The following is a 22,069-nucleotide window of genomic DNA, read 5'->3' on the forward strand; positions in this document are numbered from 1 at the left end:
AACCGTTCATTTTGTCATTATGATTATATGAAGCTACCTCTCTATTGTTTCACTATTCCGATAAAAATACAATGTTTTTGACTAATAAGAAAAGTTCCTATTTAAAGATAGGTTCTTTTCTTATGTTAGTCTCCCTTTAATGCCTTTAATGGCAAAGAGGTTACATATCCAATATACGAGAATAATTCTTTAAAGAAGAATGGAATTTCTGTGTCTAACGTTTTATATGCTGATGTCGGCGTTGGTGAAGCATACGCTTCAATATTAATATGTTTTGCGATTCTCATTGCGCGTTTCATATGAAGTGGATCACTTACAATCGTGTATGTGCGTATTCCGTTCTCTATTCCAACTTCCTTCGCATTCTTTAAGTTTTCTTCCGTGAAAAGGGATTTTGTTTCAATTAAAATATCTTCGTCTTTTACACCTTGTTTCATTGCATATACTCTTGCAGTACGCGCTTCCTCAAGTTCTGCCTCAAACTTTGTACCACCCGTAAAAATAATCTTTTTAATGTTTCCGTTCTTATATAAAGAAATCGCATGATTAATTCTTTCTTTAAATACAGGGGATGGTTTCCCATTCCAAGAAGCCGCTCCTAGTACGATACCAGCATCCGTTTTCACACTATCGTCTGTTTTAAAACGATAGCTCCAAATATCGTAAGCTGCATAACTTACATATAAAATAGCAGAACAAATCATTAGTAAAAATACTTGAAAGATTCGTCTTTTCTTACTTTTCTTATTTTCTTTCATTTGTAATTGCCTCCGTACATCATCCATACTTCTATAAAAAACATTTATATCAAATCGTTTTGTTTGAGTTTATTTAAAAGAAGGAACTTTACTTGTTATTTATGTATAAAAGGGTTTTCATTTAAAATTGAGGATTATCAATTCATTTTCATTTGCGGTTTTCATTACATGTTTTAAATTCATAAGTTTATTACCATACAACTACATTGTAACGAATTTTTTCTCAGAAGGGAACGATGAAACAAAAGGAATTAAAATAAAGTAGCATTTTGTAAGAAAAAAGGTATATTTTTCATGCATCACGAACAATATACCTTTCAAAACACGAATTATAGCTTTTCTTTATACAACTCTAACTTTTCTAACAATTGTTCTTTTACGCCTGGCCATTCACTCGAAATAATACTGTATACCACTGCATCTCTCACATATCCGTTTGGCAATTTTCTTTCATTTCTAAGCACGCCCTCTTTTACTGCACCTAACCTTTCAATTGCTCGCTGTGCTTTTTCATTCCTTGCATCCGTCTTAATTTGTACCCTGAGCATATGCAGTTTTTCAAAAGCATACTGGAGAAGCATATACTTACACTCTGTATTTATACTCGTACGCTGGACACTTGGATGATACCACGTTTGTCCTAACTCGACTGTTTTATCTTCCACTGAAATATTATATAGACGTGTACTTCCTACAATCTTATTCGTCTGTTGATCCACTACAACGAAAGGGATTTGCGTACCCTTTCCATAACCTTGTATCGCTTTTTGCACATATTGTTGCATATCTTGCACACTATCCATTTTAGAGATTAAATACGCCCAAATACCCCGATTTCCTTCTACAATCGAAAACAAAGTTTCGACATCATCACTATCTATTAACCGTAACTTTGCTCTTTCGTGAATGATTTCCATTTGTAAGCCCCCTTTTTTCTTACTATATCACAGAAATTATAATTTAATTATATAGATGTTAAAATGTTAAAACTAACTTTTAAATGTATTTAAAATTCAATTTCTAATACATTCTTACATAATAATCCGTAAAATCCTGTAACAAATACCGTGTCCATCCCATTATAGCAAGCTACATTTATATTGGTTTCATTTCATGTAAATTAAAAACGCTATTATTTCTACAAAAAAATCATTGTTTTTTCATTTATGAATCAATTTTTCAGGTTGATATTGTGGATAAATCTGGATAACTTCCAAAAAATACTATATAATAATGAGGTGAAACTTTAAACGGTGAAAGTTTTACAGTTAATTAATATGGGATAAATGGGAGGATATAAAAATGCTAGATCAAATTACTTGGGGAACGCCAGGCAGCTTATTATGCTTAGGATTCTTTTTTGCAGGATTAGGAATTTTCTTAAGAAGTATTACGTCATATACAAAAAACAAATAAAACATCAAAAAGGTTTAAGTTTTCATCTGAAAATATACACCTTTTTCGTTTTAGGGTATTTACTTAATAAAAATAACAAAAGAAGCCTTCCTTTTACAGAAGGCTTCTTTTGTTATAGCTTTATCTTTTTAAAACTTTAAAGCAACAAATAAGCAATCGGTGTAATTATAAGCAACGTTAGTATCGTTCTTTGCACATATAGAATAATAAGTTCTGATACTTTTAACGGAATATCTGTCGATAAAATACATGGGATGGATGCTGAGAAAAACAATATAGATGATACCGAAACAACCGCAATGACAAACTTTGTCACAAGTGGTGCACTAACTACTAATAATGATGGTAAAAACATTTCCGCAATACCGACGGATGCCGCTTTAGCAGCTAGTTCTGCTTCTGGTAATTGTAATAACCATGTAAAAGGATAGAAAATATAACTGATCCAATCAAATATTGGCGTGAATTTCGCTAAGACGATACCAATTAATCCGACTGACATAATGGATGGCAAAATTCCCATCGTCATAATAAATCCATCTTTTAAATTCACTGCGATATTTTTCGTAATACTCGGTGCAGATTTCGATACTTCTAACGCGTCTTCCCAAGCGCGTTCTAACATTTTCTCCTTATAAACAGGCTCTGGGAACCCTTCTTCCGTTACATATGTATCTGGTTTTCTACTAAGTGGTGGGATTCTTACGGTGATAGCAGTTACGATGAATGTTACAACGAGAGTAGTCCAAAAATAAACATTCCATAAATGCATAATGTCTAATGTTTTTGCGATGATAATCATAAATGTAGCGGATACTGTAGAAAAACCTGTAGCGATAATAGCTGCTTCTTTTGTTGTATATTTCCCCTCTTTATAAACTCGGTTAGTAATGAGAAGCGCAAGCGAATAACTTCCAACGAAAGAAGCAACTGCATCAATTGCTGATCGTCCAGGTGTTTTCCATAACGGTCTCATAATTGGTCGGCAAAACGTACCGATAAATTCAAGCAATCCATATCCGACTAATAGCGCTAAAAACGCCGAACCAATCGGAACGAGTAAACTTACCGATATGACTAGTTTCTCATACAAAAACGGCCCTACATCTGGCGCAAAGAACCAAGCTGGCCCTACTTTCAAACAATATACTACACCGAAAACGATACCAACTACTTTTAAAATAGAAAAACAAATGTCTACGAGGGACGTATTCCATTTTTTCGTATAAAACGGATAAATTGCCCCCACTACCATAACGAGTAGTGCGTAATAAGGTACTATACTCGGAACGGACGCCCTAATCCAAGATACGATATGATCAATCATAATGGACGAAGCACCGTTTATCGTAACTGGTACGAAGAACATAAACACCCCAACTAGACTAGAGAGTATAAAACGAAGAATAATCCTCTTCTCACTCCCTGTCTTAATTACATTCCTTTTTAATTCAATTTCACTCAAAATTCGACACCTCCTATTTATCTAAATATTCTGTATAATTATATTAAATTCCTTCTTTCGTATTCAAATATGTAAACAGATTTTAAATATTAATTGTTTTATATAGATAAACAAATTAAAATAACCATAATAAGGATATTTCAAAGGGGGCATATAAACTATGAAAAAAAATAAATATTAATTATGAAAAAACATTGCTTAAAAAGAAAATTGTAAAAAAAACTCAACTGCAAGCTGCTAGAGGTCTTGGATATCTAGCTGCCCAAGTAGTTAACTTAAAAATAAATCAAGTTTTAAAAGACAGTGAAAAGAAATAAGAAAAAGCTTAGAAATTCCTACGCTTTTTCTTATTTCTTTTCAACTATATTATTCTCTTCTGAAACATACTATGTCCATCCGTACTACCGACATATTCAAAACCACATCGCTTATAGAAATCATTCAACGTAACATTATGCCCTACACAATCTAGTTTCAAAAACTCTTTGTCATGTTGTACATTCTCTTCTATCCACCGTAAAATCCATTCTCCTATTCCGTTACCTTTATACTTCCGTTTTACCGCAAATCTATGAATATATAATGAATTAGAAACTTCCTCTTTACCAAAAATATGTTCATCCCATTCATTTTGTTTAGGAGATACTGTAACTGTACCGATAATTTCATCTTCTTTCGTAATCACATATGTATATTTCCCTCTTATACCTTCTAGTATTTCATCCGTAGCCTCTCCGCCTAACAGATACTGCCACTGATCCACTTCTTTATGTTGTAGCCACTTCTTTTAATAGCGTAATAATGCTATCGCTTTCCTCTTCCGTAGCAGTTCGAATTGTATATTCTTTCGTTATGGTGTTTCTCTCCATACTGCCGTTCCCCTTTCAATTTACTACTATACTGACAAACATGTTCTACCGTCATTTTCATCTGTAACATATTCCACATAAAATCCCTGATTCCGTGCGTTTTCATACATCAGTTCAATCGCTTTCTGATCTTTCGCATAAATTTGTATGTAATCACCATCCGCTACTAATACGACTATCTCACACTTACTTTCCTTAAACTCTTCATATGTTTCAATATCTATTGCTATTTCTCCTTTAGGATACGCTTTTAAATCTGCAAAAATGAGATAATATATGTTATCTTTAACTAACTTTTTCAAATCTAATCCTTCCACTACACTTGGTTGCTCTGGAAATAATGCCTCCTCCAATCCACCACGCGCTATTAAGTAGGACTCCTCATTCCCCACTCGCCAATTTAATGAAGCAATATCGATTGGCTTTAACACTTTCCAAAGTAGATTATCATTTGCATATCCATCTAGAATCTCTACTGTAATTCCTCTTTTCATTTATTTTCTCCTTTCCTCTACATTGTCTTTTTTGTGTTATACATTCATTATATAACACCATTAATTTCTACTTTTAAATATCTCTTCTATGCTACTTAGCTTACATCTAAACAAAAAAACGCTTCACTCATAGTGAAACGTTTTTATCTTTTATACCTGTAATTCCGTTTTATGTCCCTTTACTGCACTACGTTTTAAAGCAGTCGCTAAAATAATAACGATACTTACCGCACCAATCCAAATAAGCACAATAACAGGTGTACTCCAGCTTAATCCATTTCCAAAGAAGAATATTTCTCTAAGTCCTTCAATCATAAATCGCATTGGTAACCATGAATAAACCCAATCTTGATAAAATGGAGACAACATTTCAGGTGCTAATGATAATAACGGTGCTCCGAAAAATAGTAATAAAGCGAATAAACCGATTCCTTTTAGTCCAACTAATGAAAGTACCGCCGATATCATTAAGAAGAAACTAAAGGATGTAATAGATAAAAACAATGCCGTATCAGTGAAATTTGAAATATTTAGTCCTACCATTCCATCCGCAATCCATGTAAGACCGAACCCAATAACAAGTGCTGCAATTGCGCCTGTTACAATTTGCTTTAGTTTTACTACAATGTTTTGTTTTCTTGTATCTACCGGCATTTTAGTTATTGCGATAAAGATAAGCGCTGCGCTCGCTAAACTGGCAATCCATAACGGTTGGAATAAAGAAATTGGCGAGTTACCATTCGCACTATTTTTTCCGGTTTCATTTACATTTATCACTTTCTTTGTAATCGGTGTTACTACATTTGAAACTTGATCTGCTGTTAAAGTAGCTCCTTTTGCTTTCAGTCCTTCTAATATTTGTTTACGAACATTGTTGTTCATATTATCAACTACACTATTTAATATTTGTCCTGCCATAGTTGAGGCCGCTGTATTCATTCCTTGATTGATGAATATTTCTACTTCTGGCGAAGATGGCTGTGGTGTTCGTAATGATGCTTGTTTTGTACTAAAGTTTTTCGGAATGACTAATGCTGCGTAATACTCTTGATTATTTAAGCCTTTTTGAACTGTCTCTTTATGTTTCACTTCTACCCACTTCACCGCAGGTTCTTTCTCTGATTTTGATGTCTTTTTCATACTATCAACGATTGTTTGCCCCATGTTCATTTTCGGTTGATTTGGAATTTCTACTCCTTGATCCTCATTTACAATTGCGATTGGCAAATTTTTCGGCTGAGGTTGAACGGTTGGAAATAACGTTAATGAGAAAATAAAAACAACAAGTAGTGCAATAACTGGTGATAACAATAAAAGTTTATTTTTAAACATTTTCTTTTCTCCTCCTATCATTTGATTTATAATAACCAACAACGTGTTGTTTATTTATATTTTGAATTATATGTTCGAGTTGAACCTTATACAATAATCAAAAATCGTAAATGTGTCGGTTATAAGACACATCTTTGAAATGTGTTGGCTAAAATGAAGGAGGGACATGCTTTGCGTGATAGTAATTTAGATTTACGTGTTGTTCGTACGAAAACTGCCATTCGAAATGCATTGGTGGAATTAATTGAAGAAAAAGGTTTTGACGCCATTACAGTGAAAGATATTACATCGAGAGCAAACATTAATCGCGGTACTTTCTATGCGCACTATCAAGATAAATTTGATTTAATGACAAAATGCCAAGAAGACATTATGTATAAAATTTCTAGCATTGCCAAACAGAGATTACCTGAAGTGATTGCTGATCTTGGGTCAAACCCTTCCCCAACAATGCCGTTTCTACTTATCACTTCTATTCTTGAATTTCTAAATGAAAATAGTGATTTTATGAAAGTTGTATTAAGTCCAAAAGGAGATTTATCTTTTCAAACAAAGTTGAAAGACTTTATGTGGAAAACATTATTTGAAGATACGAATGGTGCTCTCATTAATAAGGAAAATTTACTTGTTCCAAGCCAATATTTAGCTTCTTATATGGCATCTGCTCATATTGGTGTCATTCAGCAATGGTTAAATAGTGGCCAAAAAGAAACACCAGAGGAAATTGCTCGTATTTTATCAACAATCGCAGTTCATGGACCTTTTTATGCAGCTGGCTTAAAGAAGTGAGTTATTGCAAAATAAAAAGATCATCCACTATTTATAGCGGATGATCTTTTACTTCATTACAACACTTCAATATACCCTTCTGTTCCATGTACTCGTATTCGTTGCCCATCTTTTATTAATTTCGTAGCGTTCTCTACCCCAACAACTGCCGGTAATCCATATTCACGTGCAATCACTGCTCCGTGCGTCATAAGTCCGCCGACTTCGGTAACTAATCCTTTTATAGATACAAATAATGGTGTCCAGCCAGGGTCAGTAAAAGCTGTAACTAATATATCTCCCTCTTCTAAATTCGCCTCTTCCATGTTTAAAATAACGCGAGCTCTCCCCTCAACTAATCCAGAAGAAACAGGCAGACCTGCAATCGCATCAGCTGGGAGTTTTTCTCGTTTATATTTACCCGTAATGATTTCTCCATCAGACGTCATTATACGAGGAGGCGTTAGTTTTTCATATAATTTGTAATCATTTTTTTGTTTTTGTATCAGCTCATAATCTAGTTTATTCGTGCGGACTACTTCGTGAAGTTCTTCAAAAGTTAAATAGTATATATCATCAACTTCATGAATGACACCGCTCTGCACAAGTTGCTCAGCTTCTTTCAGTAACGCCTGCTTATATATGAAATAACGATTAATCATACCGTATTTCGGATATTCACGATAGCCGATAAAATTACGGATATTGCGAATCATTCGCTTCGTTTCTTCTACTTTTTGTTTTCCATCCGGCAATTGCTGCAATCGCTCTAATAATTCTTCTTCTTTTTTCAAAGCTTCTTGCAGTCCTTCTTCAAATTTCCGTTTACTAGCACCCGCTTCAAAGTCTCTTATATTATTTAAAATCATCGGAATAATTGTAGTTGGCTTTTCACTCCAGCGCGTTTTCGTAATATCAATTTCTCCGCTACATCTCATTCCGTATTTATTTAGAAAAGTTAGAATCGCATCTCGGGCTTCTTCTCCACCTTTAAACTGAACTATTTCATCTAAAAAGTTATCGTTTTCTACGTGTTGTAAATGCGCAATAACTTCTGGGTACGGCCGAATCACATCCGCAACATCCATTAATGCTAAACCCATTTCTGACGTAATATTGTTTTGTACCGATTGAGAAAGCGTATCTGCTGCATTTTTTTCGCCTAACCATTGCTCCATCTTTTCATTCATCCATGTTGAAGCATTCATACCAGCCATAATGACAGCGATACTTTGCGGGTTAAATAATACTTTTTTTAATTGCTGAATATCTTCCAAAATAAAATCAAGTACATCCGTCCCTGATTTCGTTTGCATGTTTCGTTTTAACTCTTCGATGGATGCTTCACTATTCTGTATTAAATTCGTAACGATTGCCGGATCATTTTCGATTTCTGGTTGCGAATTTGCAGGTTGCTTACTTTTACTAACACTCTTTTCTTTTTCATCATCCGGCAACAATGTAATAAAATTATCTCGCTCGATTATAGTCGTTAATGCATCTCTTACGAGTGGATCTGATTTTCCTAAAGTGTTTATTAAATAATCTCTGCTAGCAGGTGAAGCTAATTGTTGAGTGGCATCCACAAACAGCCTTCCTCCCGCTTTACGCATAGGAGCATTAGTCGTTAACAGGAAAAAAGATAACCCAAGTGGTTTCATCGCATCAGTCATCATTTGTTGATGGCCAACTGATATATATACATGATTTCCCCCATCATTTTCTTCAGGAATTGGATATAAAGTCGTAATGGGGCGACTTTGGACAATATAAAATGTATTATGGGCTAAACACCATTCAATATCTTGCGGACAGCCAAAATAAGCTTCTATCTGTCTTCCGATACTTGCTAGTTGTAATATTTGTTGTTCAGACAATGTTTGAACCTTTTGCTGAGCCGGATCAATCTGTTTCGTCTCTGTTCCGCCCTCTTTTAAGGCATAGATAGCTACTTTTTTAGTTGAAATCACCTTATCGATGATTTCCCCCTCTTTTACTTTATAATTATCAGCAGAGACGAGGCCTGATACTAACGCCTCACCAAGTCCAAAACTGGCATCAATTGATAGCACCTTTCGGTTAGAAGTAACCGGATCAGCCGTAAATAAAATGCCCGAAGCCTCAGGGAAAACCATTTTTTGAACGACAACACATATAGAAACTTGATTATGTTCAAAACCATTTTGCATACGGTACATGACTGCTCGCTCTGTAAATAAAGAAGCCCAGCACTTTCTTACATGCTGCAAAATCGCTTCTTTTCCGATAATATTTAAATACGTGTCTTGTTGACCTGCAAACGAGGCATACGGTAAATCTTCAGCCGTAGCACTAGAACGCACGGCATACGCATGTTCATTTCCAAAACGTGAGAGATAATGAGTTACCGCTTCCACTACATCTGAAGGGATTTCTACTGCCATAATAACTTCTCTAATTTTCTTACTAATTTCACCAATTTGAGCTCGGTCTTCCTTTTTCAACTTGGTTAGCTGCTGCAACAAAGTGCGAAAATCTTCATTTTGTTCGATAGCCTTTTCATATCCTACTGTTGTCACACAAAATCCTTCTGGCACTTGTATCCCTTGAACGCTTGATAACTCCCCTAAATTCAAACCTTTCCCACCAACGAGTGAAAGCTGCGTGTTTTCTATTTCCTGAAAATCGAGAACGAAAGAACTCATATAACATCTCTCCTTACTATGCATATGTTCTTGATTGTAGCAGGAGTAAATGAGAAGAAACAGTCTATTTCGAATTTGATTTACATGATATAATTAAGTTAGGAAGAGATTAAAAAATGCCCCAGTTGCATAATGAAGCAACTGGGGCTTCTTATTTCCACTCAATTTCAAATTATAATTTACTCACAACTCACTTCAATGTATTTCTATTTTTCCCATTTTTTATAAAATGTTATTAATTATCACACACAATTCTTATCTCGACAAATGGTATATAACCCGAAATACGCTTTAGTTTAACCTCTTGTAAGCCTTTTCACATAAGGTTTTATACATACATATATTATTTATAATGAATTAGTTCTCCTATTTTTTAAAAGCATATTCTATGTCATAATAACGCTTTTTAGAATATATATACCTTCTATTTTTCCAAAAAAGGATGATTGTATTGGAAATAAAAAAACTTCAAGGGATTTATGATGATGTTATTAGTTTAGGGGAAAATTGCTATACCGCTATTCATCTAAAAAAATATAGGCTGCGGAAATATTCAGGTCCTCTAGATTGGTTTGAATCACCGAATCTTTCTTCTATCAATACATTATTGAAAAATAATTTTATAGACTTTATGGATTTAAAAAACATGCACCCAATGCCGGAACAAAATATTGTGTTTAATGATGGCGTGATACAACCTGTTTTTTCTCATATTATAAAAGACACAAAATATAACGTAACATCTTATCATGATTTCCCTGTTATTCCAAATGAAGATTGGTTCATCACATACCATGATTTTAAACAACAATTAGATCGAAGAATCGATAACTTTTACGAAAAAATTCATCATTCACAATCCATTTTATTTGTTAGATGGGGCGGAAACTTAACTGAAGCACTAGAATTACAAACCGTTTTATCAAATATTGTTAAAAATAATTTTAAGATCCTTTTACTCTATCCAACAGGACTTGAAAATGAAATAAACGAATTAGAATGGGGGCTTGATCATGTTTTCCCTATTCAAGTTTCAAGTAATTATCAAAATAACAGAACTTGGTATATCCTCTTAAAAGATATACACTTAAACTCAAAAAAATAGTAGAAACTACGACTTTACAATCAATATTTTTTGTTTACACTTTATATAAATTGATATGTCCCCACCTTAATTCTAGGAGTAAATTATTGTTTTTTAATCCCCCACTCATTCTTTTCTCAAATCCTCCAAAATGGATTTTCAAAATTAGGGAACTATAATGTCGTATTAAAATATATTAAGGGGGAAAACAAGTGGGAAATGAAATGAATTATGGAAGTGATTATAAGTTTATTCCAGCAACTTCAATTGAAAGTGGTCATGGCATCGAAGTATTGCCTGATTTGTTTTGTTACACGATTCAAATCGTCAACATCTGTTTTGTTGGACATCCCAAGAGCAATGATTTTGTTTTAGTTGATGCTGGAATGCCTAAATGTGCAAATGAAATTATCTCTGTCACTGAGAAGCGATTTGGTACAAATAGTCGCCCAAAAGCAATTATTTTAACTCACGGGCATTTTGATCATGTTGGGGGAATAATTGAACTTATCAAGTATTGGGATGTTCCAGTCTATGCCCATCAAATGGAGATACCTTTCCTGACTGGGCAACAAAGTTATCCTGAACCAGATCCAACAGTTGAAGGTGGTATGGTAGCGAAAATGTCCCCTCTATTCCCTAACGAACCGATTGATTTAGGGAATAGCATAAAAGTACTTCCTACAGATGGAACTGTTCCTCATATGCCAGAGTTTAGATGGGTGCATACACCAGGACACACTCCAGGTCATATTTCATTATTCCGAGAAAAAGACCGAACTTTAATTGCTGGGGACGCTTTTGTTACGGTGAAGCAAGAATATCTATATAAGGTAATTACTCAGGAACAGGAAATAAGCGGTCCGCCTCGTTATTTAACAACAGACTGGAAAGCTGCTAAAGAATCAGTTATTACACTAGAGAAGCTAAAGCCTCTAGCCGCTGTTACGGGACATGGGATACCGATGTCAGGTAGATTACTGTCAACAAGCCTCAACACACTCGTTCAAGAATTTGATAAAATTGCTGTACCGGATTACGGAAAATATGTAGATAAAAAGAGGCATTAAGCACGAAAAAACTTTAGTTTTTTACGTTAAAGAATTAAGATATTATACAAAATCATCATTCAGCTTTTAAACTTAATTTGTTTAAAAACTGAATGTAGGCAATATCTATATTCTAAAAATAGAAGTACTCCTTTGGAATAAAAATCGAGCTTTCGCACAAACTCTTTATAATAAAGTCTGCTTCTTACCCAGGCTTTATTCTTACCATTAAAGAGCAGTCATAATGAATAACTGCTCTTTTTAATTTCATAGTATAAGCTTACATTCTTTGTTCATACTATACTTAACCATGATATAGTTATACTCCTTAAATTCATGGATGTAATTTTCTCGCTGCAGTTAGCTTTTGCTAGCTGCTTTTTTATTTATAGAGAGCAATTTCATAAAATATGCAGTTGAAAAACAACATAATAAATTGCTTGTTATTTAGGGGGAGAACCTTAATTATGTAAAATAAAACAGACGTTCTCGCATTCTAAAATAGCGTGAGTATAACTTCTTTCATATCTTAGAATGAATTTATATTTTTAGCATATAATCAATTCATTAATAATGGAAATTACCATTTAGTCTTAACTATTTAATCCTCTATAAATAAACTATAGTTTTCCTCTAAAGATAATTTCCATATCTCTGTTTTAATATTGCATTTGTATTGCCTTTTGCACATTTTGAACATCATTTTTTAATAGCTGCTTTAAATCATAAGCTGGATAGTAACCACGTTCATACATAAAGTTAAAAACCTGTGCATGTAATTGTATAGCACCATTTATTTGACGGGTTAAAACTTCTCTAAGACGAGGCGTTGCAGTTTCAGTAATTGCAATTGCATAATTTCGAACAGATGTCTTTGCTAATCCAAGTAAATCTCCAGCGTAAAATCCAGTGTCATCACGATGCTGCGCTTGAAATTCAGGAGCATAAGGATAAAATTGTACTAACTCTTGTAGATTGTTTTGGATGGCATTTATAGCTTTAATATATAACGATTGAAGTGCTTGATCCGGTACATTCCTAACTGATTTTTTTAATTTGATTAAACCGTTTGCTTGAAATGCTACTAATTCATGTAACTCCAATGTTTCATGCCAAGCTAGCTGATTAGGATAAGACATAGACGTTCCCCCTTAATATTCATTCATGCTACACTATGCAAAAAAATTCAAAAAGGGCCTATACTACTGAATTCATTTCAATCTAATTCATGATTACGTTTCATCCTTCTATGTTAATCACAATAAAGTATCCTTAATTCCTCTTCCCTACTTTTTTATATCCTTAATTTTGATTTTCAAAATGACTTCCTCGCCTTTACAATCTATAAATTTAATTTTTTCTTCCTTAAAAATCCCCACCATTATACATCCTTTCTTGTTTCGTTATAAACCATATTAGTTAGAAAATATAAATGTGAACATTGTACCTACATATTCCTTATATATTTTTCGAATTTTATAGCTACTTAAATTTATACGTTATTAAAGATCAACTATTAAAGTAACTACATTGAAGGGGATTCTTCACTAAATCATTTTATTTTTATAGATTAAAAAATAATTATTCTAGCCGTGTTAGTCACCTATTCTTAAATAATTAATAGGTTATATATTATGACTTAGGAGGGATAAAAAGATGACTATACTTTATGATAAAGACTCTTTACAAAAAAATATTATTACCCTTCCACATTGGCAACAAGAAGCTTTCCGTTCTTTTAAATTAAAAATGACAGATAAAGATAAACTGTTTCCTTGTATACCAGCTCAACACGGCTTTACAGCCAATCACCTCAGGTACGGGTTCATTGGTGATCCTAGAGATACGAATACTAGCGAGGATTTTGCTGCATTACTTAAAGAATATACTGAATGTTCTAGAGACACAGGTCAATACGCCTCACTTATTGTTTTTATTCATACACCAATAGATTTACTGCGAGAAACTACAGTTGAAGATTTTGAACATATGTATTGGTCTCTACTTAATACAACTAGTCGTTTGGACGAGATGGAATGGCCTACACACATTCCAAATGACCCTATGGAGAATACTTGGGAATTTTGCTTTCATAATGAATCATATTTCGTTTACTGCGCTACACCTGCCCATGTTAATAGACAAAGTAGACATTTTTCATGTATGATGCTTGCTTTAACACCTAGATGGGTTTTACAGGGGATTATGAATTCTGAGAAACGCAGTAGGAAACTAAAAAACTTAATACGTCAACGTCTAGCCGCTTATGATAAAGCTCCTATTCATCCCTCTCTGAAAGATTATGGTGGAAAAGATAATTATGAATGGCAACAATATTTTTTACGTGACGATGAAACCATCCCATCCAAGTGTCCATTTTCTCGAATCATAAAATATTTGCATAAAAATAAGTAATCCACTCCGTTTTTTATTATTTAGTTGTACAAACTTTAACCACTGAATAGATTTAATATAGATCAAATTTAGTGGGAGGAGCATATTATACGTGGGCATATTTTTAAGCTATGTTTTCTTAGGTTTATCATTATCTGCTCCAATGGGACCTATAAATGCTGCGCAGCTAGAAAAAGGTATTAGGAGTGGGTTTTTTCATGCTTGGATCCTTGGTATAGGAGCCTTACTTGCAGATGTTATCTACATGGCACTTATTTATTTAGGTGTAATTCATTTCCTCGAAAAAGATATTATAAAACTTTTCTTATGGTCTTTCGGCGCTTTTGTTTTAATCTATACAGGTATTGAAAGTTTAAAAAATGCGAATCAAATTAGCATTAGTAATACGAGAAATGATGATTCAATTATTAAAAGCTTTTTTTCTGGTTTTTTTATGTCTTTATCGAATCCATTAACAATTCTATTTTGGCTTGGAATTTTCGGCTCTATATTAGCAAAAGCCGCTTCTTCCTATAATAAAGAGCAGCTTTTGTTATATAGCTTTGGTATTATTTTAGGTATTTTTATTTGGGATATTACGATGGCGAGTACATCTAGTATATTCCGCAAAATTTTGAATGCTCGTATATTGTCTCTTATAACGGTAGTATCTGGCATATCACTTATTATTTATGGATTATATTTTGGTTTTCAAACTTACCAAATCATTTTTCAATAGCTTCTATTATTTAGTTTTCACATACTATTCATGTTGTGTAAAAATAGATTCTTCATATAGCTGTATTCCTTTTTCTTGAGACAAAATGAACAATTATAGTAACAATAATAACTATTCCTAAAAACAACAAGCTCACTAGGAAACCAAAACGCGTTGTTTTTTGCAATAATGTTCCACTAACAGCTAGTGCAATCATTATAAGACCAATAATGCTTTTTATCTGCATCCAACCCTTTGGATTCATTAATCTCCAAAATGAAAGAAGAATAAGACTCCATGTATATAACAACATTAATCCAGCTGCAGTTGTTACATATTCATATATATTTTTCGGTAGTAATAAAGCACTAAGGATAGAAGCACCAAGTCCAATTATAATAAGCAGTAAGGCTGGGAACGAGATATTTTTTTTGTTTTTTTTAGCAAACATTGCAGGTGCATCACCTTCTTCAGCTAAGTTCATTAGTACACTTGTCACTGCAAATAATGAACCAACTAATGTTGAAAAACCCGCTAAAATTAACACTACATTTAAAATAAATGGCACATACGGCAAATTATAGTCTTGTAATGCTATTACAAAAGGGCTTTCTTTCGTATTAAACTGGTTTAATGGAACCATCATAATTGCCAACCCTAAAGAGACTACGTAAATAATCGTTAAAATCATTAACATTACTCTTCCTGATTTTTGTGCATCTTTAGGGTCTTTCAGTCTTATTGTCATTAACCCCATAATTTCGATTCCTCCAAATGCATAAAATGCATAAATTAGAGAGGACCAAGTGCCTTTTAATCCATTTGGGAACCAATCTTTAAAATTCTGCGGAATTTGTGCTTTATATAAACCGCCCTTTATAAATCCTAAAATAACTAAAATAGCAATTACAATAAACCCCATAATAGCAGCGATTTTTATAATAGCCATCCATTTCTCTAAACGTTCGAATATCTTTACCCCTATAAAAATAATTAATATAGCCGCTACTCCATATATAGCAGCAAATATCCATAGTGGTATTTTAGGAAACCAGTAACGTGAAAAGATTCCTAACGCACTTAACTGGCTGCCCATAATAAGCAGTTCAGAACACCAATATGTCCATCCATGGCTAAAACCCGCCCAATTTCCAAAAGCTTTTTTTGAGTAAATGCGAAAAGATCCTTTTTGCGGATCTTCTACAGCCATTTTTGCCAATGCTTCAAATACAATATAAGTAGTAAATCCAGTTAAAATGAGAATGAGAATAATTGAAGATCCACCTATTTTAATACCTATACTGGATCCTAAAAAGAAGCCGGTTCCTATCGTACAACCAATCCCAATAAGTGAGAGCTGCCACCAATTTAAATCTTTTTTTTCTTTCGTTTCATTCTTAACATCATGACAGGTCATATCACTATTCTCCTTTATTCATCTTGAGAATGCCCCTCATGATCACTTAAGTACTTCTCAGCAAGCTTTTCAACAACATCAACGACATTATGAGCCTTTATTTTATGGTTTGCTACTAGTTCACTTCCTACAGAAATCTCAATTGTAAATAACGCTTCATATTTCATTTTTTCTACCCCTTTCGCATCAAATATAATCTCTTATCTTTTATCCTTTTATTACGCAAAAATTAATTATGTATTTAAAACCTTGTGAGTCTAAAAGTTAAACAAATAAATTTGAGTTATAGTTGTAAGTTTTAAAAAATGTATGAGAAAGGAGAGACGGCATGCCTCTCCTCTATATCCATTTCATATATAAAATTAACGAGTAACGCCACCGCCAAGTTGTTGCTCAGCTAATGATACAAGACGTTTCGTAATTTCACCACCAACAGATCCGTTTGCACGAGCTGTTGCATCTGCACCAAGTTGTACGCCAAATTCTTGAGCAATTTCATATTTCATTTGATCAAGAGCTTGTTCAGCGCCACGTACTAATAATTGATTGCTGCTTCCACTGTTATTGTTTGACATGTTCATTCACCTCCTTCTTTCTTTAATATGTTAAATTACATGCTAAAATATATAGCTAATTAATTGGTAATTACGACCGTGAATTCAAAGGTATAGTTGATCTTCTTTAAACTAAAAATAATCATGTATAGGAGAACGAAATACATCTTACGTGCCATGGGATATCATAAATAGGCCTCCATTACAACATAAAACGGGTTAAGCTATTTAACAGCATAACCCGTTTTTAATGAAATATTTTATTCCATATACTTTTGAACAATGGAGGAAAATGATGAAACATTTTGTTGCTTTATTAATTAAATACACAGCGATAACTGCTGTATTACTAATCATACTTAGTATCTTTAAAGGCATTTCAATTCCTAGAGTATTACTAATTTCTCTTTTCCTTACAGGAGCTGCCTATTTAATCGGAGATCTCTTCATTTTACCTAAATACGGAAATATGATTGCTACAATAGCAGATTTAGGCTTAAGCTTCTTTGGAATTTGGTTACTAACATCCTTGTTTACTGATTTAGATGTTACTCGTAACATTGGACTTTCTTCATTTATAGCCGCTTTAATTATTGGTGGAACAGAAATTTTCTTCCATATTTATATGAAGAGGCTGGTACTGCGTAACGACAATGAATTAAGACATCGTAATCATATTCATCATGATAAATATGTTATGGAAATGTCAGATGAATATATAGATTCTTCCACAATAAATAAATCCAAGCTTGAGGATACATCTAAAAAATAAAAAAGTGGCCAACGCCACTTTTTTATTTTTGTTTATTAAGCTTGATCTGAATTTCTTACATGTAATGGAGGTGGAACTACCCATCCTTTTTTCTTACTTAAACGGAGCAAAGTTACACCTGCCTGCGCTTTTTTCATATGAAATTGTCCAAATAGCATGCCTACATCTTCTCGAAGGCATTTTCCCATTACCTGGCTACATGTCACAAGTCCAGCTGCTAATCCTGTAGAAACAGCTGCTGCAATTTCAGCATCATTAATACGCGCTCCTGGAGGAATATCTTCAATAGATGCAACTGGTCGTTCTGGCGGAGCAGGCGGTAAAGCTACACCATTAACCTTTAAAAGAGTTTTTAACTCTTCTATTTCCGAATTCATATCATTTTCAATTAAGCTTTCTAAAAACTTCTTCAAGTCTTCATCACCTGTATGATTCATAAATACTTGATGACTTGCGATTGCACCTTGTGCAGCTAGAAGATAACTCCAAATATCAAATACTTCTCCGTAATGTAACGGTTCATTTTGAGGATTTCCACTTAATATACCCATTTTTAAATTCCTCCCTTTCGAAAAGATAATAATAAATATTGATTTTAATATTAAAATCAAATTTTTAAGTATGCTTTTTCCTGCAAAAGCTTTTCTACTATGCATGGAAAACACCTTTCCAACACTGCGTGTTTATTGTTTAGGAAAGTAGTTTACAAATAAAATACCCAAAGATTATGAAAGAAGATTATCAATAATCTTTGAGTGAGAATTCATTTACTATAAGAGTTTGTTTTTTATACATATACAAAAGAAATTGATTTACATATTCGCTATATTTTATACGAATTCTCTTAGCGGTTAGCTCTACCACCAAGTTGTTGTTCAGCCATTGCTACTAAACGTTTTGTAATTTCACCACCAACAGATCCGTTTGAACGAGCTGTTGTATCTGCACCAAGTTGTACACCAAACTCTTGTGCAATTTCATATTTCATTTGATCAAGAGCTTGTTCAGCACCTCGAACTAATAATTCATTACGACTTCCACTATTATTGTTTGCCATATTATTTCACCTCCGATGTTTTTAATATGCTTCAAGTTATGAAATAATAATTATCCTTTTTATGGGAATTATATTATGTATAAATATTGGGTTTCTTCTTAAAATAGGAAAAAGACATAAGAAAGAAGAGTTGCTATAACATACTTTCATAACAACACTATGTATAGATTATGAAAAATGATTCCTAAGGAGATATGAGATGAAAGCCGTAACCTATCAAGGACCAAACAAAGTACAAGTTAAACAGGTGGCTGATGCAAAGTTAGAGAAAAAAGATGATATTATTGTAAAAATTACTTCAACCGCTATTTGCGGTTCTGATTTACATTTATATCAAGGCAACATGCCTTTACCACAAGGATATATTATTGGCCATGAACCAATGGGTATTGTTGAAGAAGTAGGGCCAGATGTCACTAAAGTGAAAAAAGGCGATCGTGTTGTGATCCCCTTTAACGTTGCTTGTGGACATTGTTTCTATTGCCAACACGAAATGGAAAGTCAATGTGATAACTCGAACCCTCATTATGATTCTGGTGGATACTTTGGTTATACAGAGAAATTTGGTAACCATCCGGGCGGACAAGCTGAATATTTAAAAGTTCCTTTTGGAAATTTCACTCCATTTGTTATACCAGAATCATGCGAACTTGAAGATGAATCCCTACTCTTTTTATCTGATGTTTTGCCAACAGCCTATTGGAGTGTAATAAATGCAGATGTTAAGCGCGGTGATACTGTTATTGTCCTTGGCTGTGGACCTGTTGGATTAATGACACAAAAATTTGCTTGGATGCAAGGTGCTAAACGTGTAATCGCAGTCGATTACTTAGATTATCGAATACATTATGCAAAAAAGATTAACAACGTTGAGGTATTTGAGTTTACAAAATTTCCTGATATGGGAGAACATTTAAAGGAAATTACGCATGGCGGTGCGGATGTAGTTATTGATTGCGTGGGCATGGATGGGAAAAAATCTCCACTAGAATTTCTGGAACAAAAATTAAAATTACAAGGCGGTACCCTCGGTCCTATTCAAATCGCTACGAAAGCTGTAAGAAAATATGGAACAGTTCAAATGACTGGTGTTTATGGTGGCAACTATAATGCCTTTCCACTCGGTGCATTTTGGGTTAGAAATATTAATCTTAAAATGGGACAAGCACCTGTCATTCATTTTATGCCGGAATTATTTAAGAAAATAACAAACAAAGAATTCGATCCAAAAGAGATTATTACACACAAAATCCCCCTTGAAGACGCAAGCTATGGTTATCAAATTTTTAATAATCGTGAAGATGATTGTATAAAAGTCATTTTAAAGCCTTGAAAATATAATTCATTATTCTTAATGAAAAGATAAGATTACATTTCGTAATCTTATCTTTTTTATTAAAACACTAAGTATCTCCCCCATTTTCATCTCACATCGAAAATAGTTATTTTCAAAAACTTTGTATTTCGAGACAGTAATTAATTGGTAAAAAAATGAATTTCAGTATTAACTAACCAATTAGCGGACACGATAACAATGTTAACTAACTTAAAAAGAGGTGTACTTCATGTTTTATTATAAAGAGGAAATAATTAATATGATTAAGCCGGACAAACCAGATCCAGCTGCTGCAAAAGTTTTACAAGAAATATTAGGTGGGCATTATGGTGAAATGCGTACAATGATGCAATACTTTTTCCAAAGCTCAAATTTTAGAGGTAAAGAGAAGCAATATCGTGATTTACTTCGAGGTGTTTTTTTAGAGGAAATAAGCCATGTAGAACTTGTACAACATACAATTAATCAACTATTAACTGGATCTGGTGAACCTACACCTGGAAATGCCGGTATTGACACAGCACCACTTGACGAAGCGGTTAAACATGCAAATCCTCATCACTTTATTGTAGGGGCACAAAGTTCATTACCTGTTGATGCAGCTGGCAACCCATGGAATGGATCTTGGGTATATAGTCATGGAAACTTAATTAGCGATTTACTAGATAATGTCGTACTTGAATCTACAGGTGTACTTCAAAAAACTAGAATTTATGAAATGAGTTCTAATCAAACCTTTAGAGAAACTCTTGCATTTTTAATTGTACGTGATAATGCACATCAAAATGCTTTTGCAAAAGCTTTAGAGACACTTGGGGTTGAATGGGGCAAACTCTTCCCTGTGCCGAACTATGATATTAATAAATACCCAGAGTGCAGAAAGTATGTAGACATGGGATTCCATAACGCACAATTTAATTTCAGCTTAGATCCAACAAGAATGGGAGAAATATTCCAAGGTGAATCACCAAGTAGAAACAAAGGAACATTAACAGTAACTGAACCGCCAAAAGGTTTTCCTGTACCAGAGCTTCCTGAAATACCAAATGAGCATAGTCCCGGATTAAAAGATATGGATCTTTAAGATTATTATGGCCAACTATTTATTCATGGTTGGCCATAGTTATTTATAAAGATTCATGTAAACTTGTTGTTAACATGATAGGATGTTTTAATAAATCCTCTTTATTTAAAAGTGATATTGATTATATTGCTGCTCCTCTTAATTTTGTTTCTATGAACCATTAAACGCCACTGTATACTTACTTATAATCTCCCTACCTCTATTCACGTATAACATCCCTATATTGTAAACAAAGAGAAGGGACTTGTCCCCCCTCTTCTTTTAATTTTTCTTTAAAAGAGTTGCTCCTGCAATCCCTGGGTGTGTCATTTCGAATGGATCTAGAATTAATTCTAAGTCCTCTTGTGACAATACACCATTTTTCACACAAAGTTCTCGAACGGATTGCTCTGTCGCGATTGCTTCTTTCGCAACGCGAGCTGCTGCTTCATAACCGATATGAGGGTTCACGGCTGTAATAATTCCTACACTTTTCTCAACATACTCTTTTAAGCGATCTTCATTCGCTTCAATTCCTTTTAAGCAATTATCTGTAAAGGCACGGAAACCGTTATTCATAATGCTAATCGATTGAAGTAAGTTGAAAACAAGTACTGGTTCCATTACATTTAATTCTAATTGTCCTGCTTCTGAAGCAAGACAAATTGTATGGTCGTTACCAATTACTTGGAACGCAATTTGATTAATTACTTCTGGCATAACAGGGTTTACTTTCCCTGGCATAATAGATGAACCTGGTTGACGAGCCGGTAACATAATTTCTGCTAAACCAACACGTGGACCTGATGCCATTAAGCGAAGGTCATTCGCAATTTTAG

Annotated in this window: 21 protein-coding genes and 1 pseudogene; 8 read left to right on the forward strand and 14 right to left on the reverse strand. The window is 33.7% G+C overall.

Going from position 1 to position 22,069, the window contains the following annotated elements; genetic code table 11:
- Positions 1-125 precede the first annotated feature (125 nt).
- The 6 genes and pseudogenes from RCJ96_RS16715 to RCJ96_RS16740 form a co-directional block, all read right to left on the reverse strand.
- Complete coding sequence (locus RCJ96_RS16715) at positions 126-758, reverse strand: YdcF family protein (protein ID WP_016717896.1); 633 nt, start codon at positions 756-758, stop codon at positions 126-128.
- Between the two features lie 329 nt (positions 759-1,087).
- The gene (locus RCJ96_RS16720; protein WP_242303702.1) at positions 1,088-1,675 is read right to left on the reverse strand and encodes a GNAT family N-acetyltransferase; all 588 of its coding nucleotides are present in this window, start codon (positions 1,673-1,675) and stop codon (positions 1,088-1,090) included.
- Positions 1,676-2,310: 635 nt separating this feature from the next.
- Positions 2,311-3,639: a YjiH family protein gene (locus RCJ96_RS16725; protein ID WP_242303701.1), complete on the reverse strand. Its 1,329-nt coding sequence runs from the start codon at positions 3,637-3,639 to the stop codon at positions 2,311-2,313.
- Between the two features lie 361 nt (positions 3,640-4,000).
- A pseudogene (locus RCJ96_RS16730) lies at positions 4,001-4,508 on the reverse strand (GNAT family N-acetyltransferase).
- A 26-nt stretch (positions 4,509-4,534) separates the two neighbouring features.
- The gene (locus RCJ96_RS16735; protein ID WP_242303699.1) at positions 4,535-5,002 is read right to left on the reverse strand and encodes a DUF2691 family protein; all 468 of its coding nucleotides are present in this window, start codon (positions 5,000-5,002) and stop codon (positions 4,535-4,537) included.
- A 150-nt stretch (positions 5,003-5,152) separates the two neighbouring features.
- The gene (locus RCJ96_RS16740) at positions 5,153-6,373 is read right to left on the reverse strand and encodes a YhgE/Pip domain-containing protein (protein WP_416504126.1); all 1,221 of its coding nucleotides are present in this window, start codon (positions 6,371-6,373) and stop codon (positions 5,153-5,155) included.
- 132 nt (positions 6,374-6,505) lie between these two features.
- Here RCJ96_RS16740 and RCJ96_RS16745 point away from each other — a divergent pair, with 132 nt between their 5' ends.
- Positions 6,506-7,123, forward strand: coding sequence for a TetR/AcrR family transcriptional regulator (locus tag RCJ96_RS16745; RefSeq protein WP_416504090.1), 618 nt, complete (start codon positions 6,506-6,508; stop codon positions 7,121-7,123).
- Between the two features lie 56 nt (positions 7,124-7,179).
- On the opposite strand, the gene ppsA is transcribed toward RCJ96_RS16745, so the two are convergent.
- On the reverse strand, positions 7,180-9,786 hold the full coding sequence (gene ppsA, locus RCJ96_RS16750) for a phosphoenolpyruvate synthase (RefSeq protein WP_416504089.1): 2,607 nt from the start codon (positions 9,784-9,786) through the stop codon (positions 7,180-7,182).
- A 442-nt stretch (positions 9,787-10,228) separates the two neighbouring features.
- On the opposite strand from ppsA, the gene RCJ96_RS16755 reads away from it, so the two are divergent.
- A complete protein-coding gene (locus tag RCJ96_RS16755) occupies positions 10,229-10,891 on the forward strand; it encodes a DUF1796 family putative cysteine peptidase (protein WP_074610847.1) in 663 nt (220 codons plus the stop codon).
- A gap of 191 nt (positions 10,892-11,082) precedes the next feature.
- A complete protein-coding gene (locus tag RCJ96_RS16760) occupies positions 11,083-11,940 on the forward strand; it encodes an MBL fold metallo-hydrolase (protein WP_416504088.1) in 858 nt (285 codons plus the stop codon).
- Between the two features lie 638 nt (positions 11,941-12,578).
- On the opposite strand, the gene cotF is transcribed toward RCJ96_RS16760, so the two are convergent.
- A complete protein-coding gene (gene cotF, locus RCJ96_RS16765; RefSeq protein ID WP_074610850.1) occupies positions 12,579-13,058 on the reverse strand; it encodes a spore coat protein CotF in 480 nt (159 codons plus the stop codon).
- 517 nt (positions 13,059-13,575) lie between these two features.
- Here cotF and RCJ96_RS16770 point away from each other — a divergent pair.
- Together RCJ96_RS16770 and RCJ96_RS16775 are read left to right on the forward strand one after the other, a co-directional pair.
- Complete coding sequence (locus RCJ96_RS16770) at positions 13,576-14,334, forward strand: YqcI/YcgG family protein (RefSeq protein WP_416504087.1); 759 nt, start codon at positions 13,576-13,578, stop codon at positions 14,332-14,334.
- Positions 14,335-14,425: 91 nt separating this feature from the next.
- On the forward strand, positions 14,426-15,052 hold the full coding sequence (locus RCJ96_RS16775; protein ID WP_000510847.1) for a LysE family transporter: 627 nt from the start codon (positions 14,426-14,428) through the stop codon (positions 15,050-15,052).
- Between the two features lie 52 nt (positions 15,053-15,104).
- Here RCJ96_RS16775 and RCJ96_RS16780 read toward each other — a convergent pair whose 3' ends face one another.
- The 3 genes from RCJ96_RS16780 to RCJ96_RS16790 all read right to left on the reverse strand — a co-directional run bounded on the left by RCJ96_RS16780 (position 15,105) and on the right by RCJ96_RS16790 (position 17,023).
- On the reverse strand, positions 15,105-16,448 hold the full coding sequence (locus RCJ96_RS16780; protein WP_416504086.1) for an amino acid permease: 1,344 nt from the start codon (positions 16,446-16,448) through the stop codon (positions 15,105-15,107).
- Between the two features lie 14 nt (positions 16,449-16,462).
- The gene (locus RCJ96_RS16785; RefSeq protein WP_071727987.1) at positions 16,463-16,615 is read right to left on the reverse strand and encodes a hypothetical protein; all 153 of its coding nucleotides are present in this window, start codon (positions 16,613-16,615) and stop codon (positions 16,463-16,465) included.
- 195 nt (positions 16,616-16,810) lie between these two features.
- On the reverse strand, positions 16,811-17,023 hold the full coding sequence (locus RCJ96_RS16790; RefSeq protein WP_000069660.1) for an alpha/beta-type small acid-soluble spore protein: 213 nt from the start codon (positions 17,021-17,023) through the stop codon (positions 16,811-16,813).
- Positions 17,024-17,297: 274 nt separating this feature from the next.
- Here RCJ96_RS16790 and RCJ96_RS16795 point away from each other — a divergent pair, with 274 nt between their 5' ends.
- Positions 17,298-17,774, forward strand: coding sequence for a YndM family protein (locus tag RCJ96_RS16795; protein ID WP_242303695.1), 477 nt, complete (start codon positions 17,298-17,300; stop codon positions 17,772-17,774).
- 35 nt (positions 17,775-17,809) lie between these two features.
- On the opposite strand, the gene RCJ96_RS16800 is transcribed toward RCJ96_RS16795, so the two are convergent.
- Together RCJ96_RS16800 and sasP are read right to left on the reverse strand one after the other, a co-directional pair.
- Complete coding sequence (locus RCJ96_RS16800; RefSeq protein WP_000512133.1) at positions 17,810-18,325, reverse strand: DUF3231 family protein; 516 nt, start codon at positions 18,323-18,325, stop codon at positions 17,810-17,812.
- A 293-nt stretch (positions 18,326-18,618) separates the two neighbouring features.
- Complete coding sequence (sasP, locus tag RCJ96_RS16805) at positions 18,619-18,831, reverse strand: small acid-soluble spore protein, SasP family (protein ID WP_000002841.1); 213 nt, start codon at positions 18,829-18,831, stop codon at positions 18,619-18,621.
- A gap of 199 nt (positions 18,832-19,030) precedes the next feature.
- On the opposite strand from sasP, the gene RCJ96_RS16810 reads away from it, so the two are divergent.
- Both RCJ96_RS16810 and RCJ96_RS16815 read left to right on the forward strand, forming a co-directional pair.
- Entirely contained in the window at positions 19,031-20,164 is a 1,134-nt protein-coding gene (locus tag RCJ96_RS16810) for a zinc-dependent alcohol dehydrogenase (protein ID WP_416504085.1), read from the forward strand.
- A gap of 232 nt (positions 20,165-20,396) precedes the next feature.
- Entirely contained in the window at positions 20,397-21,251 is an 855-nt protein-coding gene (locus RCJ96_RS16815) for a manganese catalase family protein (protein ID WP_071727990.1), read from the forward strand.
- Positions 21,252-21,512: 261 nt separating this feature from the next.
- Here the strand turns inward: RCJ96_RS16815 and RCJ96_RS16820 are convergent.
- A partial coding sequence (locus RCJ96_RS16820; protein ID WP_446699819.1) for a lyase family protein occupies positions 21,513-22,069 on the reverse strand: 557 nt, incomplete at its 5' end.

The sequence above is a fragment of the Bacillus sp. BSL6 genome, assembly GCF_052928345.1.

Excerpts from the sequence above, each read along its gene's own strand:
- RCJ96_RS16785 (WP_071727987.1), bottom strand. The coding sequence starts at position 16,615 with ATGAAATATGAAGCGTTATTTACAATTGAGATTTCTGTAGGAAGTGAA.
- RCJ96_RS16795 (WP_242303695.1), top strand. The coding sequence starts at position 17,298 with ATGAAACATTTTGTTGCTTTATTAATTAAATACACAGCGATAACTGCT.
- RCJ96_RS16755 (WP_074610847.1), top strand. The coding sequence starts at position 10,229 with ATGATTGTATTGGAAATAAAAAAACTTCAAGGGATTTATGATGATGTT.
- RCJ96_RS16780 (WP_416504086.1), bottom strand. The coding sequence starts at position 16,448 with ATGACCTGTCATGATGTTAAGAATGAAACGAAAGAAAAAAAAGATTTA.
- RCJ96_RS16720 (WP_242303702.1), bottom strand. The coding sequence starts at position 1,675 with ATGGAAATCATTCACGAAAGAGCAAAGTTACGGTTAATAGATAGTGAT.
- RCJ96_RS16790 (WP_000069660.1), bottom strand. The coding sequence starts at position 17,023 with ATGTCAAACAATAACAGTGGAAGCAGCAATCAATTATTAGTACGTGGC.
- RCJ96_RS16715 (WP_016717896.1), bottom strand. The coding sequence starts at position 758 with ATGAAAGAAAATAAGAAAAGTAAGAAAAGACGAATCTTTCAAGTATTT.
- RCJ96_RS16735 (WP_242303699.1), bottom strand. The coding sequence starts at position 5,002 with ATGAAAAGAGGAATTACAGTAGAGATTCTAGATGGATATGCAAATGAT.
- RCJ96_RS16815 (WP_071727990.1), top strand. The coding sequence starts at position 20,397 with ATGTTTTATTATAAAGAGGAAATAATTAATATGATTAAGCCGGACAAA.
- RCJ96_RS16800 (WP_000512133.1), bottom strand. The coding sequence starts at position 18,325 with ATGGGTATATTAAGTGGAAATCCTCAAAATGAACCGTTACATTACGGA.
- sasP (WP_000002841.1), bottom strand. The coding sequence starts at position 18,831 with ATGGCAAACAATAATAGTGGAAGTCGTAATGAATTATTAGTTCGAGGT.
- RCJ96_RS16770 (WP_416504087.1), top strand. The coding sequence starts at position 13,576 with ATGACTATACTTTATGATAAAGACTCTTTACAAAAAAATATTATTACC.
- ppsA (WP_416504089.1), bottom strand. The coding sequence starts at position 9,786 with ATGAGTTCTTTCGTTCTCGATTTTCAGGAAATAGAAAACACGCAGCTT.
- cotF (WP_074610850.1), bottom strand. The coding sequence starts at position 13,058 with ATGTCTTATCCTAATCAGCTAGCTTGGCATGAAACATTGGAGTTACAT.
- RCJ96_RS16810 (WP_416504085.1), top strand. The coding sequence starts at position 19,031 with ATGAAAGCCGTAACCTATCAAGGACCAAACAAAGTACAAGTTAAACAG.